Annotated in this window: 12 protein-coding genes; 7 read left to right on the top strand and 5 right to left on the bottom strand. The window is 64.9% G+C overall.

Annotated elements, in window-relative coordinates; genetic code table 11:
• The first annotated feature begins 199 nt into the window (after positions 1-199).
• The gene (locus ACED67_RS19145; RefSeq protein WP_395543332.1) at positions 200-460 is read left to right on the top strand and encodes a hypothetical protein; all 261 of its coding nucleotides are present in this window, start codon (positions 200-202) and stop codon (positions 458-460) included.
• Positions 461-570: 110 nt separating this feature from the next.
• Here the strand turns inward: ACED67_RS19145 and ACED67_RS19140 are convergent, their stop codons facing one another.
• On the bottom strand, positions 571-1029 hold the full coding sequence (locus ACED67_RS19140) for a Hint domain-containing protein (protein ID WP_395543331.1): 459 nt from the start codon (positions 1027-1029) through the stop codon (positions 571-573).
• A 390-nt stretch (positions 1030-1419) separates the two neighbouring features.
• Positions 1420-2463, bottom strand: coding sequence for a GlxA family transcriptional regulator (locus ACED67_RS19135; RefSeq protein WP_395543330.1), 1044 nt, complete (start codon positions 2461-2463; stop codon positions 1420-1422).
• 175 nt (positions 2464-2638) lie between these two features.
• Between ACED67_RS19135 and ACED67_RS19130 the strand changes: the two genes are divergently transcribed.
• The gene (locus ACED67_RS19130) at positions 2639-3874 is read left to right on the top strand and encodes an Hsp70 family protein (RefSeq protein WP_395543329.1); all 1236 of its coding nucleotides are present in this window, start codon (positions 2639-2641) and stop codon (positions 3872-3874) included.
• Between the two features lie 5 nt (positions 3875-3879).
• Here ACED67_RS19130 and ACED67_RS19125 read toward each other — a convergent pair whose 3' ends face one another.
• Positions 3880-5301 (bottom strand): amidohydrolase, encoded by a 1422-nt coding sequence (locus tag ACED67_RS19125; RefSeq protein WP_395543328.1) that lies wholly within the window; start codon positions 5299-5301, stop codon positions 3880-3882.
• A 133-nt stretch (positions 5302-5434) separates the two neighbouring features.
• Entirely contained in the window at positions 5435-6172 is a 738-nt protein-coding gene (locus ACED67_RS19120; RefSeq protein WP_395543327.1) for an SDR family oxidoreductase, read from the bottom strand.
• 283 nt (positions 6173-6455) lie between these two features.
• Between ACED67_RS19120 and ACED67_RS19115 the strand changes: the two genes are divergently transcribed.
• On the top strand, positions 6456-7448 hold the full coding sequence (locus ACED67_RS19115; RefSeq protein WP_395543326.1) for a TerC family protein: 993 nt from the start codon (positions 6456-6458) through the stop codon (positions 7446-7448).
• A gap of 97 nt (positions 7449-7545) precedes the next feature.
• Complete coding sequence (locus tag ACED67_RS19110; protein ID WP_395543325.1) at positions 7546-8679, top strand: hypothetical protein; 1134 nt, start codon at positions 7546-7548, stop codon at positions 8677-8679.
• A 168-nt stretch (positions 8680-8847) separates the two neighbouring features.
• On the opposite strand, the gene galE is transcribed toward ACED67_RS19110, so the two are convergent.
• Positions 8848-9834, bottom strand: a complete 987-nt coding sequence (gene galE, locus ACED67_RS19105) for a UDP-glucose 4-epimerase GalE (protein ID WP_395543324.1) — start codon at positions 9832-9834, stop codon at positions 8848-8850.
• Positions 9835-10143: 309 nt separating this feature from the next.
• Here galE and ACED67_RS19100 point away from each other — a divergent pair, with 309 nt between their 5' ends.
• The 3 genes from ACED67_RS19100 (at position 10144) to ACED67_RS19090 (ending at position 14388) form a co-directional block, all read left to right on the top strand.
• Positions 10144-10476, top strand: a complete 333-nt coding sequence (locus ACED67_RS19100) for a hypothetical protein (protein WP_395543323.1) — start codon at positions 10144-10146, stop codon at positions 10474-10476.
• A gap of 95 nt (positions 10477-10571) precedes the next feature.
• Positions 10572-13382 carry a M10 family metallopeptidase gene (locus ACED67_RS19095; RefSeq protein ID WP_395543322.1) on the top strand — a complete coding sequence of 937 codons (2811 nt, stop codon included), beginning with the start codon at positions 10572-10574 and terminating at the stop codon, positions 13380-13382.
• Between the two features lie 79 nt (positions 13383-13461).
• Positions 13462-14388 (top strand): glycosyltransferase family 2 protein, encoded by a 927-nt coding sequence (locus tag ACED67_RS19090; RefSeq protein ID WP_395543321.1) that lies wholly within the window; start codon positions 13462-13464, stop codon positions 14386-14388.
• Positions 14389-14400: the final 12 nt, after the last annotated feature.

The raw sequence follows: 14400 nt of genomic DNA, 5'->3' as shown, positions 1-14400 counted from the left end.
TTGCGCGCGCAGATTGCGACCAGAAGTCCCTGCATACGGAAGGGGACTGTTCAGGATTCAGGGGCGATTGACCGTGATCTCGCATATTTTCCAGCCCGGCGCAGGCCCGCATTCCTTCACCTTCGATCAGCCACCTGCGCGCCCCGCATCGCACCGACACCTGAAAACCTGGTTCCGCCAGGCAGCGGAACGATCCGAATTGCTAAGCGACGACGTCCGCCTGCTGCGGGTGTTGATCGAAGAGTTTGGCGGTGAGGCCTATGGCGCGGCGCTTGACCGCTATCTTGCGCAACGCGCGGCCGTGACCGGACAGGTCCTGTCCAGCAGCACCCGGTCGCTGTTGACGGAGCTTGCCCTTCAGGGTGCGCTTACACTGGAATCCATCGCCGATGCCGAGATCGTGGCGCGGATTCTGCCACAGGGCGCCTCCCTTGCCTATGACCCGGCCTTGCGCCGCTAGGTCCGATCGTCACTTGCCTTCACGTCCATTCCCCGGGCCTTGCAGGTCGGGCCCCGGGCAATTTCATTCTGAAACGTGTTTCCAAGACCGCGTGCCAGGCAGAGCGGCCGTCAATCGTCTTCCCCCGGCTCGTCACGGGCGGCCATATTGCGCGCCGGCACGTGCACCGGCACGCCTTCGGCCAGAACGATCGCGTCTTCGCCAAGATCGAGCGTGTAATAGGTCATGACCCCGTGAAAGTCCGTCGTGATCAGCGGATTGCGCGTCAGGCGGTCGGCGCGGCTTTTATGCGCCTGGGGCGTTGCGCTACGCAGTTCCATCTCTTGCGCCGGCGAAACCAGCATGTCCTGCATCGGCAGGCCACGGCCCAGCGCGTTCTCCGGGATCAGGATCGGCTGGGCAGAGGGCATGCCAAGCAGGAAGCCGCGATCCAGCCCGATACGGTCGATGCGGCGCACTTTCAGAACCCGGCCTTCGGGGGTCACCACCGGATCGTTCACCCGCAGCGCCTCGATCGGCAGATCGCCAAAGGTTGTGCGGATGCGGGTCTTGCCGGCGAAGCCGGGCAAGGTCCAGTCATGCTTGACAGTGGCGGGTGTCGCGAAGTCTGGCAGGCGCCCGGGCTCGACCCGTCGAAACACTTGCGCAAGAACGTCATTCTGAAACAACCCCATGATCGGCAAACCTCCGGCCCAATCGCATTAACCATCTTAATGCAATATTAGAGATTACTAATTGAAGGAATTCTTGTGACCAAATTAAGGCAGGCGGCCATAATGCATCCGGATCATCATAGATTTTTTTATATATAAATCTTATAGTTATTGAAACAACTCCGGCGTTCTTACCGGATTGACCTGCCACAATTTGCCAGAAACTGATCGTTTCCAAACACGCATAGCGTGCGACCCCGATCAAGAGATGCCACGCGCGGTTGCCTTGAACAGGGCAAGCCCCTCTCATGCCCCGCTGGCGGCGCCCTTTCTTCCCTTCTTCATCAGGGTCGGGGCAACGCCAAAGCGGCTGCGAAAACTCTTCGAGAAATGCGACGTCGTCTCGAAGCCGCAGGCGGTGGCAATCTCGAGCAGCGTAAGGTCGGTGGTCGCCAGCAGGTTCCGCCCCCGGTCCAGCCGCAGCCCGCGGTAGAATTCCCCCGGCGTCTTGCCAGTTGCATCGCGAAACAGCCGCTCCAGATGCCGGCGGGAATACCCGGCGGCTTCGGCCAGATCGTCGATCGACAAAGGGCTGTCGATATGGCGGTTCATCAGGTTCACGCTGGCGATCAGCACGGGATTGCGCGAGGCCATCAACGCGGCGGTGGAACTGCGCTGATGCGCCTCGACCCCGGGCATGACCGGACGCAGGCACATATCCGAAACGATGGCGGCAAAAGCCGGGCCATGATCGGCTGCGACAATCGCCAGCATCAGGTCGGTTGCCGCCGCGCCGCCGCCGCAGGTGACAATGCGGCCATCAGTCTCGAACCGCGCATCCGTCGGCTTCAGATCGGGAAAGGTCTCGGCAAAGGCGACCTGGTTCTCCCAGTGCAGGGTGAAGCGGCGCCCCGCGAGCAACCCCGCCTGCGCCAGCGCCACAGTGCCGGTGCAGATCCCGCCGACCGTGCCACCAAAGCGGTGATGGCGCTGGACGGCGGCGACGATCCCGGGCGCCGCAGCGGCCATGGCCGGATTTCCCGCGCAGACGAACAGCCGCGTCTCCTTGGGGCGCGGTCCGATCTTGCCGGCCACGCCGACGGGAATGGCCGAAGAACCCGCGACCGGCGCGCCATCCTCGGACAGGATCTCCCAAGCATAAAGCGGCTGCTGCGACAATTGGTTGGCAATGCGCAGTGGCTCGACCGCCGAGGCGAAGGCAAGCAGCGTGAAGCCCGGCACAAGGATGAAGGCATAGGTCCGGGTCGGCCCCGGGTGTTCGACCGGATGAAAGGCCGCGCCCAAGGGTACGAGGGCCCCAAGCCCGGTTGGCACGGCATTTTGCGACATGTCCGAACGGCTCCTGCCCTGTCTTCCCGGTGGAACAACTGTCCCATCCCCATCAAGAGCGCCGTCGCGCCATTTGCAAGCCCCTCTCCCGGCAAGTCCTGCCCGGCAAGCCTTGTGCCCGGCTGCGGCCCGCGCTAGTCGGGCGGCTTTCGTGAAAGCAGAGGCGGGGTGGGCAATGCAATGGCTGGCAATCGACTTCGGCACCTCGAATTCCGCCGCCGCCCTGCCTTACCCGGGCGGTGTCTACCGCATTCCGCTTGAGCCAGGCGCCGACACGCTGCCGACAGCGGTCTTTTTCCCAACCGATCGCGGCGCGATGCGCATCGGCCGTTCGGCCGCCGAAGCGCTGATCACCGGCGAGGACGGGCGCTATATGCGGGCACTGAAATCCGTGCTCGGCCTGCCCCTTCTCCATGAATCTCGTCTGATCGCCGGGCGGCGGCGGACCCTGGCCGACGTGATCACCGCCTATCTGGCCGAGCTGCGCAGCCGGGCCGAAGCGGCAACCGGGCTGACGCTGCGCCGGGCGCTTTCGGGCCGTCCGGTGCATTTTCATACTGCCGACCCAGGCAAGGACGCGCTGGCCGAGTCCGACCTGCGCACCTGCTACCTGGCAGCCGGCTTCGACGAGGTGCGGTTCCTCGCCGAGCCCGAAGCCGCCGCGCTCGCCAGTCATCGTGCCGGACCCGGCCTGGGCCTGATCGTCGATATCGGCGGCGGCACCTCGGACTTCTCGCTTTTCCGCAGCAGCGGCGGACAGCCCGAGATCCTGGCCAGCCATGGCATAAGGCTGGGCGGCACCGATTTCGACAGCTCGGTCTCTCTGACCCATGCGATGCCCCATCTCGGGCTTGGAGGGCAGTTGCGGCGCGAGATGGGGCCGGGCCTCTTGCCCGTGCCGCGCGCGCCTTACGTCGATCTGGCGACCTGGGCCAAGATCCCGTTCCTGTACACGCCTGAGACCCGGCGCATGGCGGCAGGGATGCAGCGCCTGGCCGAAGATCCCCAAGCTATGGGCCGGTTGCGCGCGGTGATCGAGCGCGAATTGGGCCATGCGCTGGCTTTCGCGGTGGAACGCGCCAAGATCGAGGCGAATGGCAGCGCCGCGCGCGGACGACTGGTGCTGGACGAGATCGGTCTCGCGGCCGAGATCAGCGCCCCAGGTCTTGAAGCCGCGCTTTCGGGCCATCGCGACGAACTGCGTCTCGCCGCAACCGAGACGGTTGCGCTGGCGGGCGCAGACCCCGCGCAGGTGACCGAGATCATCCTGGTGGGCGGTTCCAGCCTCATGGGCATGGTCCGCGCCGAGATGCAGGCCCTGTTCCCGAAAGCCAGCCTGCGCAGCGCCGAGGCCTTTACCGCCGTGGTCGACGGGCTGGCCATCGCCGCTGGCGAGAAGACCGTCGCCTGACGCGATCAGGCGGGGCGCGGCTGCAAGGGCGGGCGAAGATCGGCGGGCAGCGGGCAGCGATAGGGTGTCGCCTCCAGCCGTTGGGCATGTTCGGCCTTGGCGCGCGCCAGCAGGTCGGCATCCTCGATCAGCCGCTCGGCCAGACCGGCCATGGCGCGGGCGGCGTGGGTCATGCCCTTATGCGCCGCCGGGCTTTTGCCCTGGGCGGTGATCTGCCAGCTATGCGCGGGCGTGCCGATGGCATGGGTGGCAACCAGCACCTCTGTCGTCGGCACCGCCCAGGTCACATCCGCCACATCGGTCGAGCCGATCATCTTCTCGCCACCCGGGCGCAGCGGCACGATATAGTCGCACAGCGGTTCGTCCCGGCGCGGCACCATGGCCACGCCACGATAGGGCGCGGCGATATCCTCGGCCGACAGCGTGGCCTGGATCGCTTTTGCATAGGCGCGGTCGCCTTCGTCAAAAGGCACCCCGCCCAGCGCCTCAAGCACCGAATGCATCGCCCGGTCCATCGTCTCATTGACCAGATTGTTCGAAACGGCGGAAAAGACCTGCATCTCGACCGTGGTACCGGTCATCAGCGCCGCCCCGCGCGCCACATCCTTGACCCGCTCGACCAGCGCCAGCATGTCGGCCAGTTGCAGGGCCCGGATCGAGTAGCGCACCCTTGCTTGCGCCTGCACAACGTTCGGCGCCTGGCCGCCCGCGTCGAGATAGGCGTAATGGATGCGGGCATCCTGAACCATATGTTCGCGCAGGTAGTTCACGCCCACCGACATCAGCTCCACCGCATCCAGCGCCGAACGGCCCAGGTGCGGGCTGGCGGCGGCATGGCTGGCGCGGCCCTGGAAATGGAAATCCATCCGCGTATTGGCGAGTGACTCCGGGTCATCCACCCGCGTCATCCCGTCGGGATGCCAGGTCACTGCCGCATCCACCCCGGCAAAGGCCCCGTCGCGGACCATGAAGGTCTTGGCCGCCCCGCCCTCTTCCGCCGGGCAGCCGTAATAGCGCACCCGCCCGGGTGTTCCGGTCTCGGCCAACCAGTCCTTGACCGCGCAAGCCGCCAGCAAGGCCGCCGCTCCAAGAAGGTTGTGACCACAGCCATGGCCGTTTCCCCCCGGCACGACCGGCCTCGGCTCGGCAATGCCGGCCACCTGAGACAGCCCCGGCAGGGCATCATACTCGCCAAGGATCGCAATCAGCGGCCCACCCTCGCCCGCCTCGCCGATCACCGCGGTCGGAATGCCCGCAGGCGCCTCAGTCACACGAAAGCCCTTGTCGCGCAGCATCTGAACATGCGCCTCGGCAGACCGATATTCGGCGTAAAGCGTCTCGGGCGTCTCCCAGACCCGGTCGGCCAGCCCTTCCAGATCGGCGCGATGGCGTTCGACCAAAGCCCAGACCGGCAAAGTGTTCTGCATGGTTTGCCCTTCCTGCCCGTTGCGGGCCGCATCAAACGCCCGCGCCCGGGCCAAGACAAGCCCCGCCGTCGCGGCACGTTCTGTCGACAGGTCTCCGCGCCAAAGGCCCTGGCCTGTTCGGCGCGACCCGGCTTCAGACGTTGGACCAGCCGCCATCGATCACATGGGCATGACCGGTAGTGAAGGAGCTGTCATCCGATGCGAGATAGACCACAAGCTGTGCGATCTCTTCAGCCTTCGCCATCCGGCCCATTGGCTGGCGCGCGGTAAAGGCCTTCATCGCGGCGTCGAAATCGCCGGTCGCGCGCAGCCTTTCGAACAGGCTCGGGCTTTCCACCGTGCCGGGACAGACGCAGTTGCAACGGATGCCCTGCGTCACGAAATCCGCCGCGATGGCCTTGGTCAGCCCGATCACCCCCGCCTTGGTCACGCCATAGACGAAGCGGTTCGGCGCCGCGATGATGGAACCCACCGCCGAGGCCATGTTGACGATCGACCCGCCGCCTTTGGCGATCATGCCCGGCAGGAAGGACTTGCACATGCGGAAGGCCGCCTTGACGTTCAGATCCAGCGAGAAATCCCATTCTTCCTCGGTGCAGTCGAGGATCGTGCCATTGGCCACGAAGCCCGCGCAGTTAAACAGCACGTCGGTTTCAGGAAACTCTGCCGCAAGAGCCGCGACCGCCGCCGTATCGCGCACGTTCAGATGGCGCGTCTCCATCCCCAGCGCCGCCAGTTCGGCCAACGCCTTGTCATTGATGTCGGTGGCGATCACCCGCGCGCCTTCGGTCTGCATCAACTCGACTGACGCGCGACCGATGCCCTGCCCCGCCGCCGTCACCACGCAGACCTTGCCGTCCAGCCTTCCCATATCCCGCCTCCTGATCTGTTCACCACCAGCCTAGCGCCGGGCAAACTGACATGCCAGTTCGGCAGTGTCGCGACGGCGCAGGTTTTTTCATGGCCGGGGTTGAAATGCTGCGCCGCAGCCCCAGATCACGCCTTGCGGGCCGGGCCCCTCTGACGACGCGATGTTTCAACGCGCCGTGATGTCGGACCGCAATCGGAAACCATGCGTTCCGATGGTCAGCCCGGCACCTAGCCTTTCCGCAATGCGGCTGATCCTCGGTGCGTCAACAAAAGGCATCAGGGGAATGGACCTTCTCTCGACACTCTTTCTCGGCACACCCTTGTGGATGTGGGCCACATTTCTAGCCCTCGTTGCCGCGCTTTTGGTGCTGGATCTGGGCCTTCTCAACCGCAAGGGCGGCGATATCGGCATCACGCGCAGCCTGAAGCTCTCGGTCTTCTACATCACTCTGGGCGTTGCCTTCTCGGGCTTCGTCTACACCCAGATCGGCGCCGACGAGGCCAAGCTGTACCTGACTGCCTTCGTGGTAGAAAAAACGCTGGCGATGGACAACGTCTTCGTCATCGCGCTGATCTTTTCCTACTTTGCCATTCCGCGCGCATATCAGCATCGGGTGCTGTTCTGGGGTATCCTGGGCGTGATCGTGTTGCGCGGCATCATGATCGGTGTGGGCGCGACGCTGGTGGCGCAATACCACTGGATCCTCTACATCTTCGCGGCCTTCCTCGTGCTGACCGGCATCAAGATGCTGGTGACCGAGGAAAAAGAGGTCGACATCTCGAAGAACCCGATCCTGCGGCTGATGCGCCGGGTGTTCAATGTCACGGATGGCTTGCGTGGCAACGCGTTCTTCGTGCGCGAGATCAAGCCCGGAACCGACAAGGCCATCACCTTTGTCACGCCGCTCTTCCTGGCTCTGGTGCTGGTCGAGATCGCCGATCTGATCTTCGCGGTCGACTCGGTGCCCGCGGTCTTCGCCATCACCTCGGACCCGTTCATCGTCTACACCTCGAACATTTTCGCCATCCTTGGCTTGCGTGCTCTGTATTTCGCGCTTTCGGCGATGATCCACCGCTTCCACTACCTGAAATACGCGCTGGCGGTGCTGCTGATCTTCATCGGCTCCAAGGTCTTCGTGGCCGATCTGTTCGGCTGGGCGAAATTCCCGGCGGATATCTCGCTGGCCGTCACCTTCGCGATCCTGGGCGCGGGCCTGGCCTGGTCCTTGTGGAAGACGCGCGGCACGGCCTCGCAGGGCGAAATCAGCCCGCACTGATCCGCAGCGGGCCGGGACGTCGATCCGAACCGGCAGAACTGCGGCTTGCGGCGCCCTGCCCGCCTGACTAGCCTGCCGCCAGAGGCGGGAGGATGCCATGACCAAGACCGAACCCGCCCCCGCAGCCCTGACCGCTGCGGGGGTTTCTTTGTCTTTCCGCCCGCGCGGCGGCGTGCTGTGCGAGTTGATCGTGCAGGACGAAGGCGCCAGCATCTCGCCCCTCCACCGCGCGCCCTGGGCCGAAGCCGAGGTTCCCGCCGATGCCCCGCCGCATCAGCGTTGGTTGCAGGGCGATTTCCTGGCCGCCCCCATGGGGCCGGGCCCGGATGGCCTGCACGGTCCGGCGGCGAATGGCGACTGGGCGCTGCTGCCCTCTGGCCCCGGCACCTTGCGCGCCGTACTGGACCAACCCGTTCTGGGCGCCAGTGTGGTGAAAGAGCTGTCGGTCGAGGATGGCCACCCCTTCGTCTATCAGCGCCACCTCTTCATCGGCGGCGTCGGCGCGCTGCCCCTGGCCAATCACGCCATGATCGCGCTGCCGGGCGGGGCGAAACTGTCCTTCTCGCGCAAGCGCTGGTTCGAGACACTGCCCGAGGCGCTGGAGCCCGATCCCGCCCGGGGCCGCTCGGCTTTGGCCTATCCGCGCCGATCTGAAGACCCCACCGAATTTCCCGGTGCCGATGGCGGCACGGTCAACCTCTTGCGCTACCCTTGGGGGTCGCGCCATGAGGATTTCGTCACCGCTGTCGAAGACCCGGCCTCGCGGCTGGGCTGGACCGCCGTCGTGCGCCCCGACCAGCGCGATCTGATCCTGTCGCTGAAAAACCCCGCCGCCCTGCCGATGACGATGCTGTGGCATTCCAACGGCGGCCGCGACTATGCGCCGTGGAACGGGCGGCATCTGGGGTGCCTGGGCGTCGAGGAAGGTGCCGCGTTGCCGGTGCTGGGCCTGTCGGCCAAGGAAACGCCCGATCCCCTGAGCGCGGCCGGTCAGCCGCCGCTGGTGACGCTTGATCCGCTGGGGACCACCGAGATCCGCCATATCCTCGGGGCGATCAGCTGGCCCTCGGGACAGGCCGTAGCGGGGGTGATGCTTGAGGGCGACCGGCTGACCGTGACCGGCGACTGGGGGGCCGAGCGGCAGCTGCCGATCCGGGGCGGCTGGCTGGGCCTTGCCTCCTCCACCGCCGCCAGCGCGCCCCGCGCGGCGCCTTCCGGCTGGGATATCTGATCGCGGGCACTGTCCCACGATGGGACAGGCATAATAACATTGAAAATAAAAGGATATTTTCTGAATTTAGCTGTTTCTTAACCCCTTGCTCTCCGCCGAAATATCCTGCTGGGCGGTCCAGAGGGGTGCAGCCCCCCGGCCGGGGCGCCAGACGCGCCGGCCGCCGCCTCAGCGCCGGTATTCCGGTTTTTGCGCCCAGTTCCAGGCATCGCCGATCATCTGACGCAGCGTGGAGCGCCGTGGCTCCCAGCCCAATTCTTCCATCGCCCGCTTCGATCCCGAGATCAGCGCGGTTGCATCTCCCGCGCGCCGCGCGCCTTCGATGATCGGCACATCGCGGTTGGTCACGGCGCGGCTGGCGTCGATCACTTCGCGCACGGTAAAGCCGGTGCCCGAGCCAAGACAGAACGCCCGGCTCTCCTTGGCGTCGAGAAGCCAGCGCAGACCCAGCACATGCGCTTCGGTCAGGTCGGTCACATGAACATAATCGCGCACGCAGGTGCCGTCGCGGGTGGCATAGTCGCTGCCGAAGACGGTCAGCGCCGGGCGCTTGCCCGCCACCGCCTCCAGCATCAGCGGAATAAGATGGGTTTCCGGGTGGTGCTGCTCGCCCAGTTCGCCCTCGGGGTCGGCGCCCGCCACGTTGAAGTACCGGAAGATGACATGGTTCAGCCCATGGCTGGCACGATAGTCGCGCAGCATGTCCTCGATGGCGCGTTTCGAGCCGCCATAGGCGTTGATCGGGCGCTGCGGCGTGTCTTCGTCCAGCACGACCCCGTCCTGATCGCCATAGGTGGCGCAGGTCGAGGAGAAGACGAAGTTCTTCACCCCCGCCGTGCAGCAGGCCTCGATCAGATTCAGCGCCCCGCCGACATTCACCCGCCAGTACAGGCCCGGATCCTTCATCGACTCGCCCACCAGCGACAGGGCGGCGAAATGCATCACCGCGACGGGCCGGTGCTCGGCCAGCGCCGCGTCGATGCTGGCGCGGTCCATCAGGTCGCCCTGGGCAAGCGGACCGAATTTGACCGCCTCCGCCCAGCCCGTCGACAGATTGTCGAAAGCGACGGGCGTGAAGCCGGCCCGTGCCAGCGCCTTGCAGGCATGGCTGCCGATATAGCCCGCCCCTCCCGTGACCAGAACCTTGTCGCCCATCCGCCCCGCCACCCGCTGTTGTCGCCACCGGGTTAGCGCAGCGCCGCCGCAATGTCGAATGGCCGTTTCAGCGCCGCCGGACGGCCCAAGACGGTCAGAAACCCTGAGTTGAACGCTTGCGGGGAATGTGCCAGCCTGTTGAGCGCAAAGACCTTTGCCAGCCTTGCAGGAGACGATCCAATCCGCAGAATGGCCTGTTTCTCCGGCGCTCGCGCCGCTGCGGCCCGAAGTGCCGGCAGGCGGGGCCTGGCCATAACAGGGGCAGTGCTGCTTGCCGGTCTGCCCCTTATCGCGACAGGAGCCCCCGCCATGGCCGCAGCAATCGCGGTGAAGTGCCAGAGGGCTGCCGCGGTCGATGCCACGGCAGCCCGACAGGTCTGTCGCGAGTTCATCGACTATCTGCGCGAGACGCTGCCAAGCCAAACCTTCGACGCTGGCACGGATACGGTGCCGCGCCTGGATGTGACGGTGGTGCGCGCCAATGCCAGAGGCATCGGGTTCGAGCTGTCGTGGATCGGCACCGATGGCAGCGCCAGGCCGGGTCTTCCGCTGTCGACGACCTTCTACGACCGCGAGTCTGGCGAGACCCTGCGCCGCCAGTTCTTCAAGGCGCTTCTTGAGCAGAATCCCATTCCCTTCTGACCTTCTCTTATCGCGAGGCTTTCGAATTGGCTTTTTCCCGTCTCCTCTCTGGCCCGGACAGTGCAGCGGTCCCCCCCGGCGCTTCTGTCCCACAGATGGCCGCCGCCGCGCCCGCCGCGCTTGGCGACCGGTTCTGGCAAGGCATCGCGGCGGGGTCCGAGACAAGCGATGCCACGGCCTCGACCGCGACGACCTATACGATGCAGGTCGGCCAGTCCTTCTATGGCGCGATCAGCACGTCGACGGACAGGGATTGGATCGCGGTACAATTGGTTCAGGGTCAGACCTATGACATCCGGCTGCTGGGCCAGGACCAGAACTTCCTGACCGACCCGATCCTCCGAATTTACGATTCATCAAGCGGATTGGTCGGCGAGGCTGATAACGGCTTCACCTCTTTCAGCGACACGCATGAAGCGGATTCGCGGATGACTTTCACCGCAGGCTACACCGGCACCTATTTTGTGGCGGCAGATGCATTCAGCACCGAGACCGGGCGCTATCTGCTGAGCGTGACGGAATACGATCCGAACGGCATGGTCTTCACCGCCGACGAGATCGCCTGGCAATTGACCAACAACGGCGCGGCCTATTTCGCCGCCGAAGAGGCGGCGCATTTCAATGTGGCGCCCGGCGACACGCTGAGCGTGAACATCACGGCGCTGACCGCGTCGGGCCAGTATCTCGCCCGGCAGGCGCTGCTGGCCTGGACCAATGTCACCGGCATCCTCTTTGAGGAAAGCTCGGGCGCGGCGGCGATCACCTTCGACGATTCCGATTGGGAAGAGACCGCCTATGCCTACACGAATATCAGCGGGGGCGTGATCACCTCGGCCTCGGTGATGGTTTCGACCGGCTGGCTGGGCGCCTTTGGTACCTCTCTCGCCAGCTACAGCTTCGAGACCTATGTCCACGAAATCGGCCATGCGCTGGGACTGGCGCATGGCGGCAATTACAATGGCGATGCGACCTATGGCGTCGGCAACTACTATCTGAATGACAGCCTGGCCTGGTCGATCATGTCCTACATGCAGGCCGAGACCGACGAGTTCGCCGGTGGCGGCGACTGGAACACCTACACCGATGCCGCCTTCCGCTATCTGGTAACGCCGCAGATCGCCGATATCATCGCGATCCAGAACCTCTACGGCAAGTACAGCGGCGCCTTTACCGGCAATACGGTCTGGGGATTCAATTCGAACACCGGCGTCGCTGCGCTGGACAGCGCAGTGAACGCGGGCGCACTGATGGCGATGACCGTCTATGACAATGGCGGCAGCGATACACTGGATTTTTCGATCACCAACCAGGCCCAGGTGATCTCGCTCATCGCGGAATCGATGTCATCGGTGCTGGGCGGGCGACACAATCTGGCCATCGCGCGGGATGTCACGATCGAGAATGCAAAGGGCGGATCAGGCAGCGACACAATCTATGGCAATGCAAGCGCCAATGTCATCTGGGGAAATTCCGGCGCCGACATCCTGTACGGGGGGGATGGCAACGACATTCTTCTGGGCGGCGCAGGGGCCGACGCCCTGTATGGCGGGGCGGGAGCGCGCGACCGCGCCCAGTATAGCGACGCGGGGGCGGCCATCCTGGCGGATCTGCAAAGCCCCGGCGCGAATCTGGGTTTTGCTGCGGGAGACATCTATGTCGGGATCGAAGACATCAACGGCAGTTTCCACAATGACACTCTGCGGGGGGATGGCGACAGCAATGTTCTGTGGGGCGATGCGGGCGCGGATCTGCTGCAAGGCCGGGACGGGAATGACTCGCTTTTCGGCGGCAGCGGCAACGACGTTATTCTTGGCGGTGCTGGTGCCGATCTGATGGACGGCGGTGAAGGAACGCGCGACCGGGTGCAATATTCCGATGCGACGGCGGCGCTTCGGGTCGACCTGCTAAGCCCGGCCAGCAATACGGGCTTTGCCGCAGGCGACATTTTCACCGGCATCGAGGATCTCTACGGATCGTTTCATGCCGATTCCCTTCTGGGCAATGACGGGGTGAACATCCTGTGGGGCGATGCCGGGAACGACGTGCTTCAGGGGCGGGGCGGCAGTGACTCGATCTATGGCGGCGCCGGAAACGACGTGCTTCTGGGTGGCCAGGGCCTAGATTATCTCGATGGCGGCGCGGGGACTCGCGACCGGGTGCAATATACCGATTCCGCCGCCGGACTGCGCGTCGACCTTTATACGCCGGGAACCAATACGGGCATCGCCGCCGGAGATACGTTCAGCGGAATCGAGGATCTCTACGGCAGTTTCAACGCCGATACATTGCTGGGCGACGGCGGCGACAACGTCATCTGGGGCGATGCAGGCAATGACCTGCTTTACGGCCGCGCCGGCAATGACTCGATCTATGGCGGGTCCGGCGACGACATTCTGCTGGGGGGCGCGGGCGCGGACCTTCTGGATGGCGGAGCCGGAGTCCATGACCGCGTGCAATATACGGAATCCGCGACGGGTCTTCGGGTCGATCTGATGAACGCGACCGTGAATACCGGGATTGCGGCGGGCGATACTTTTGCCTTCATCGAAGACCTTTATGGCTCGTTCCACCGCGATACGCTGGCAGGGGACAATGCCGCCAACTTCATCTGGGGCGATGGCGGCGACGATCTGATCGACGGCCGACGCGGCAATGACACGCTTCATGGTGGCGGCGGGGCGGACACGCTTTACTTTGGGGTGAGCTGGGGCGACGACGTGATCCTGGACTACGAGAACGGGATCGACCGCCTCGACTTCCGCAATCTGGCCGGACAGGGGCTGCACGGTGTCGAAGGCCTTGGCATCGCGGTTGAGGCGGAGGGCACGATGATAACCTTCGCGGGGCAGAGCCTGTTCGTTCAAGGCATCGCCGGGATCGACACGTCGAATTGGGTCTTCGCTTAGGACAGAACGATCATCCACGGCACAATGGCGCATGTCGCGACGGCTTGAGTTCCGCGGGAGTCGCGCTCAGGATCGATGCATGTCAGTGCCGAAGATCACGATCCTTCTTGCCAGCTTTCAGGGCGCCCCGTTCCTTGTCAGTCAACTGGACAGCCTAAATGCGCAGCACCTTGGGCCGCTTCGGGTGGACCTCTCGGATGACGGGTCCACCGACGGCACCCTGGCGCTGATCGAGGGCAACAGAGCCAGATGGGACCGGCTGTCGATCCTGGTGCGGCGCGGCCCCGGCCAAGGCGCGGTCGAAAACTTCCGCAGCCTCGTTCTGGCGCAGGCCGGTGAAACGAGCGACTTCTATGCCTTCTGCGATCAGGATGACATCTGGCATCCCGACAAGCTTGCGCGAGCCGTCGCCTGGCTCGATACAGCGGGGGGACGGCCAGCGCTGTTCTGCGGAAGAACCCGCATACTTGACCAGAAGGGCAATATCCGCGGGCTCTCGCCACTCTTCGCCCGCCCGCCGGGCTTTCGCAACGCGCTTGTCCAATCGATCGCGGGTGGCAACACGATGGTGATGAATCACGCCGCCTTCGATCTTTTGCGCCAAAGCCTGCATTCGGGAACCCCGGTGGTGCATGACTGGTGGTGCTACATCATCGTCAGCGGCGCGGGCGGCCTTGTCCATTACGAGCCGGAGCCGCTAGTCGATTATCGCCAGCACGCCGGAAACCTGATCGGCGCGAATGACGGCTGGGGCGCCCGCCTGAAACGCATCGGCGGCTTGCTGGCCGGGTGGCAGCGCGCCTGGAACAGCCAGCATCTCGATCTCTTGTCGGATTGCGCGCCCCTGCTGACCGCCGAAGCGCGCGCTGTTGCCGGCACGCTGGTCGAAATTCGCGCGGCACCCCTGATGCAAAGACCTGGCCTCCTTCGCAAAGCCGGCCTTTACCGTCAAAGCCGGATGGGCCAGATCGGCCTTGTCCTTGGCTGTCTTGCAGGGCGTATCTGAGCTTGGATCCGC

It is taken from the genome of Neotabrizicola paludis (assembly GCF_044142105.1).
Lineage (GTDB): Bacteria > Pseudomonadota > Alphaproteobacteria > Rhodobacterales > Rhodobacteraceae > Pseudogemmobacter.
The sequence above is the reverse complement of the archived record's forward strand: the minus strand, read 5'-3'. Positions and strand labels throughout refer to the sequence as shown.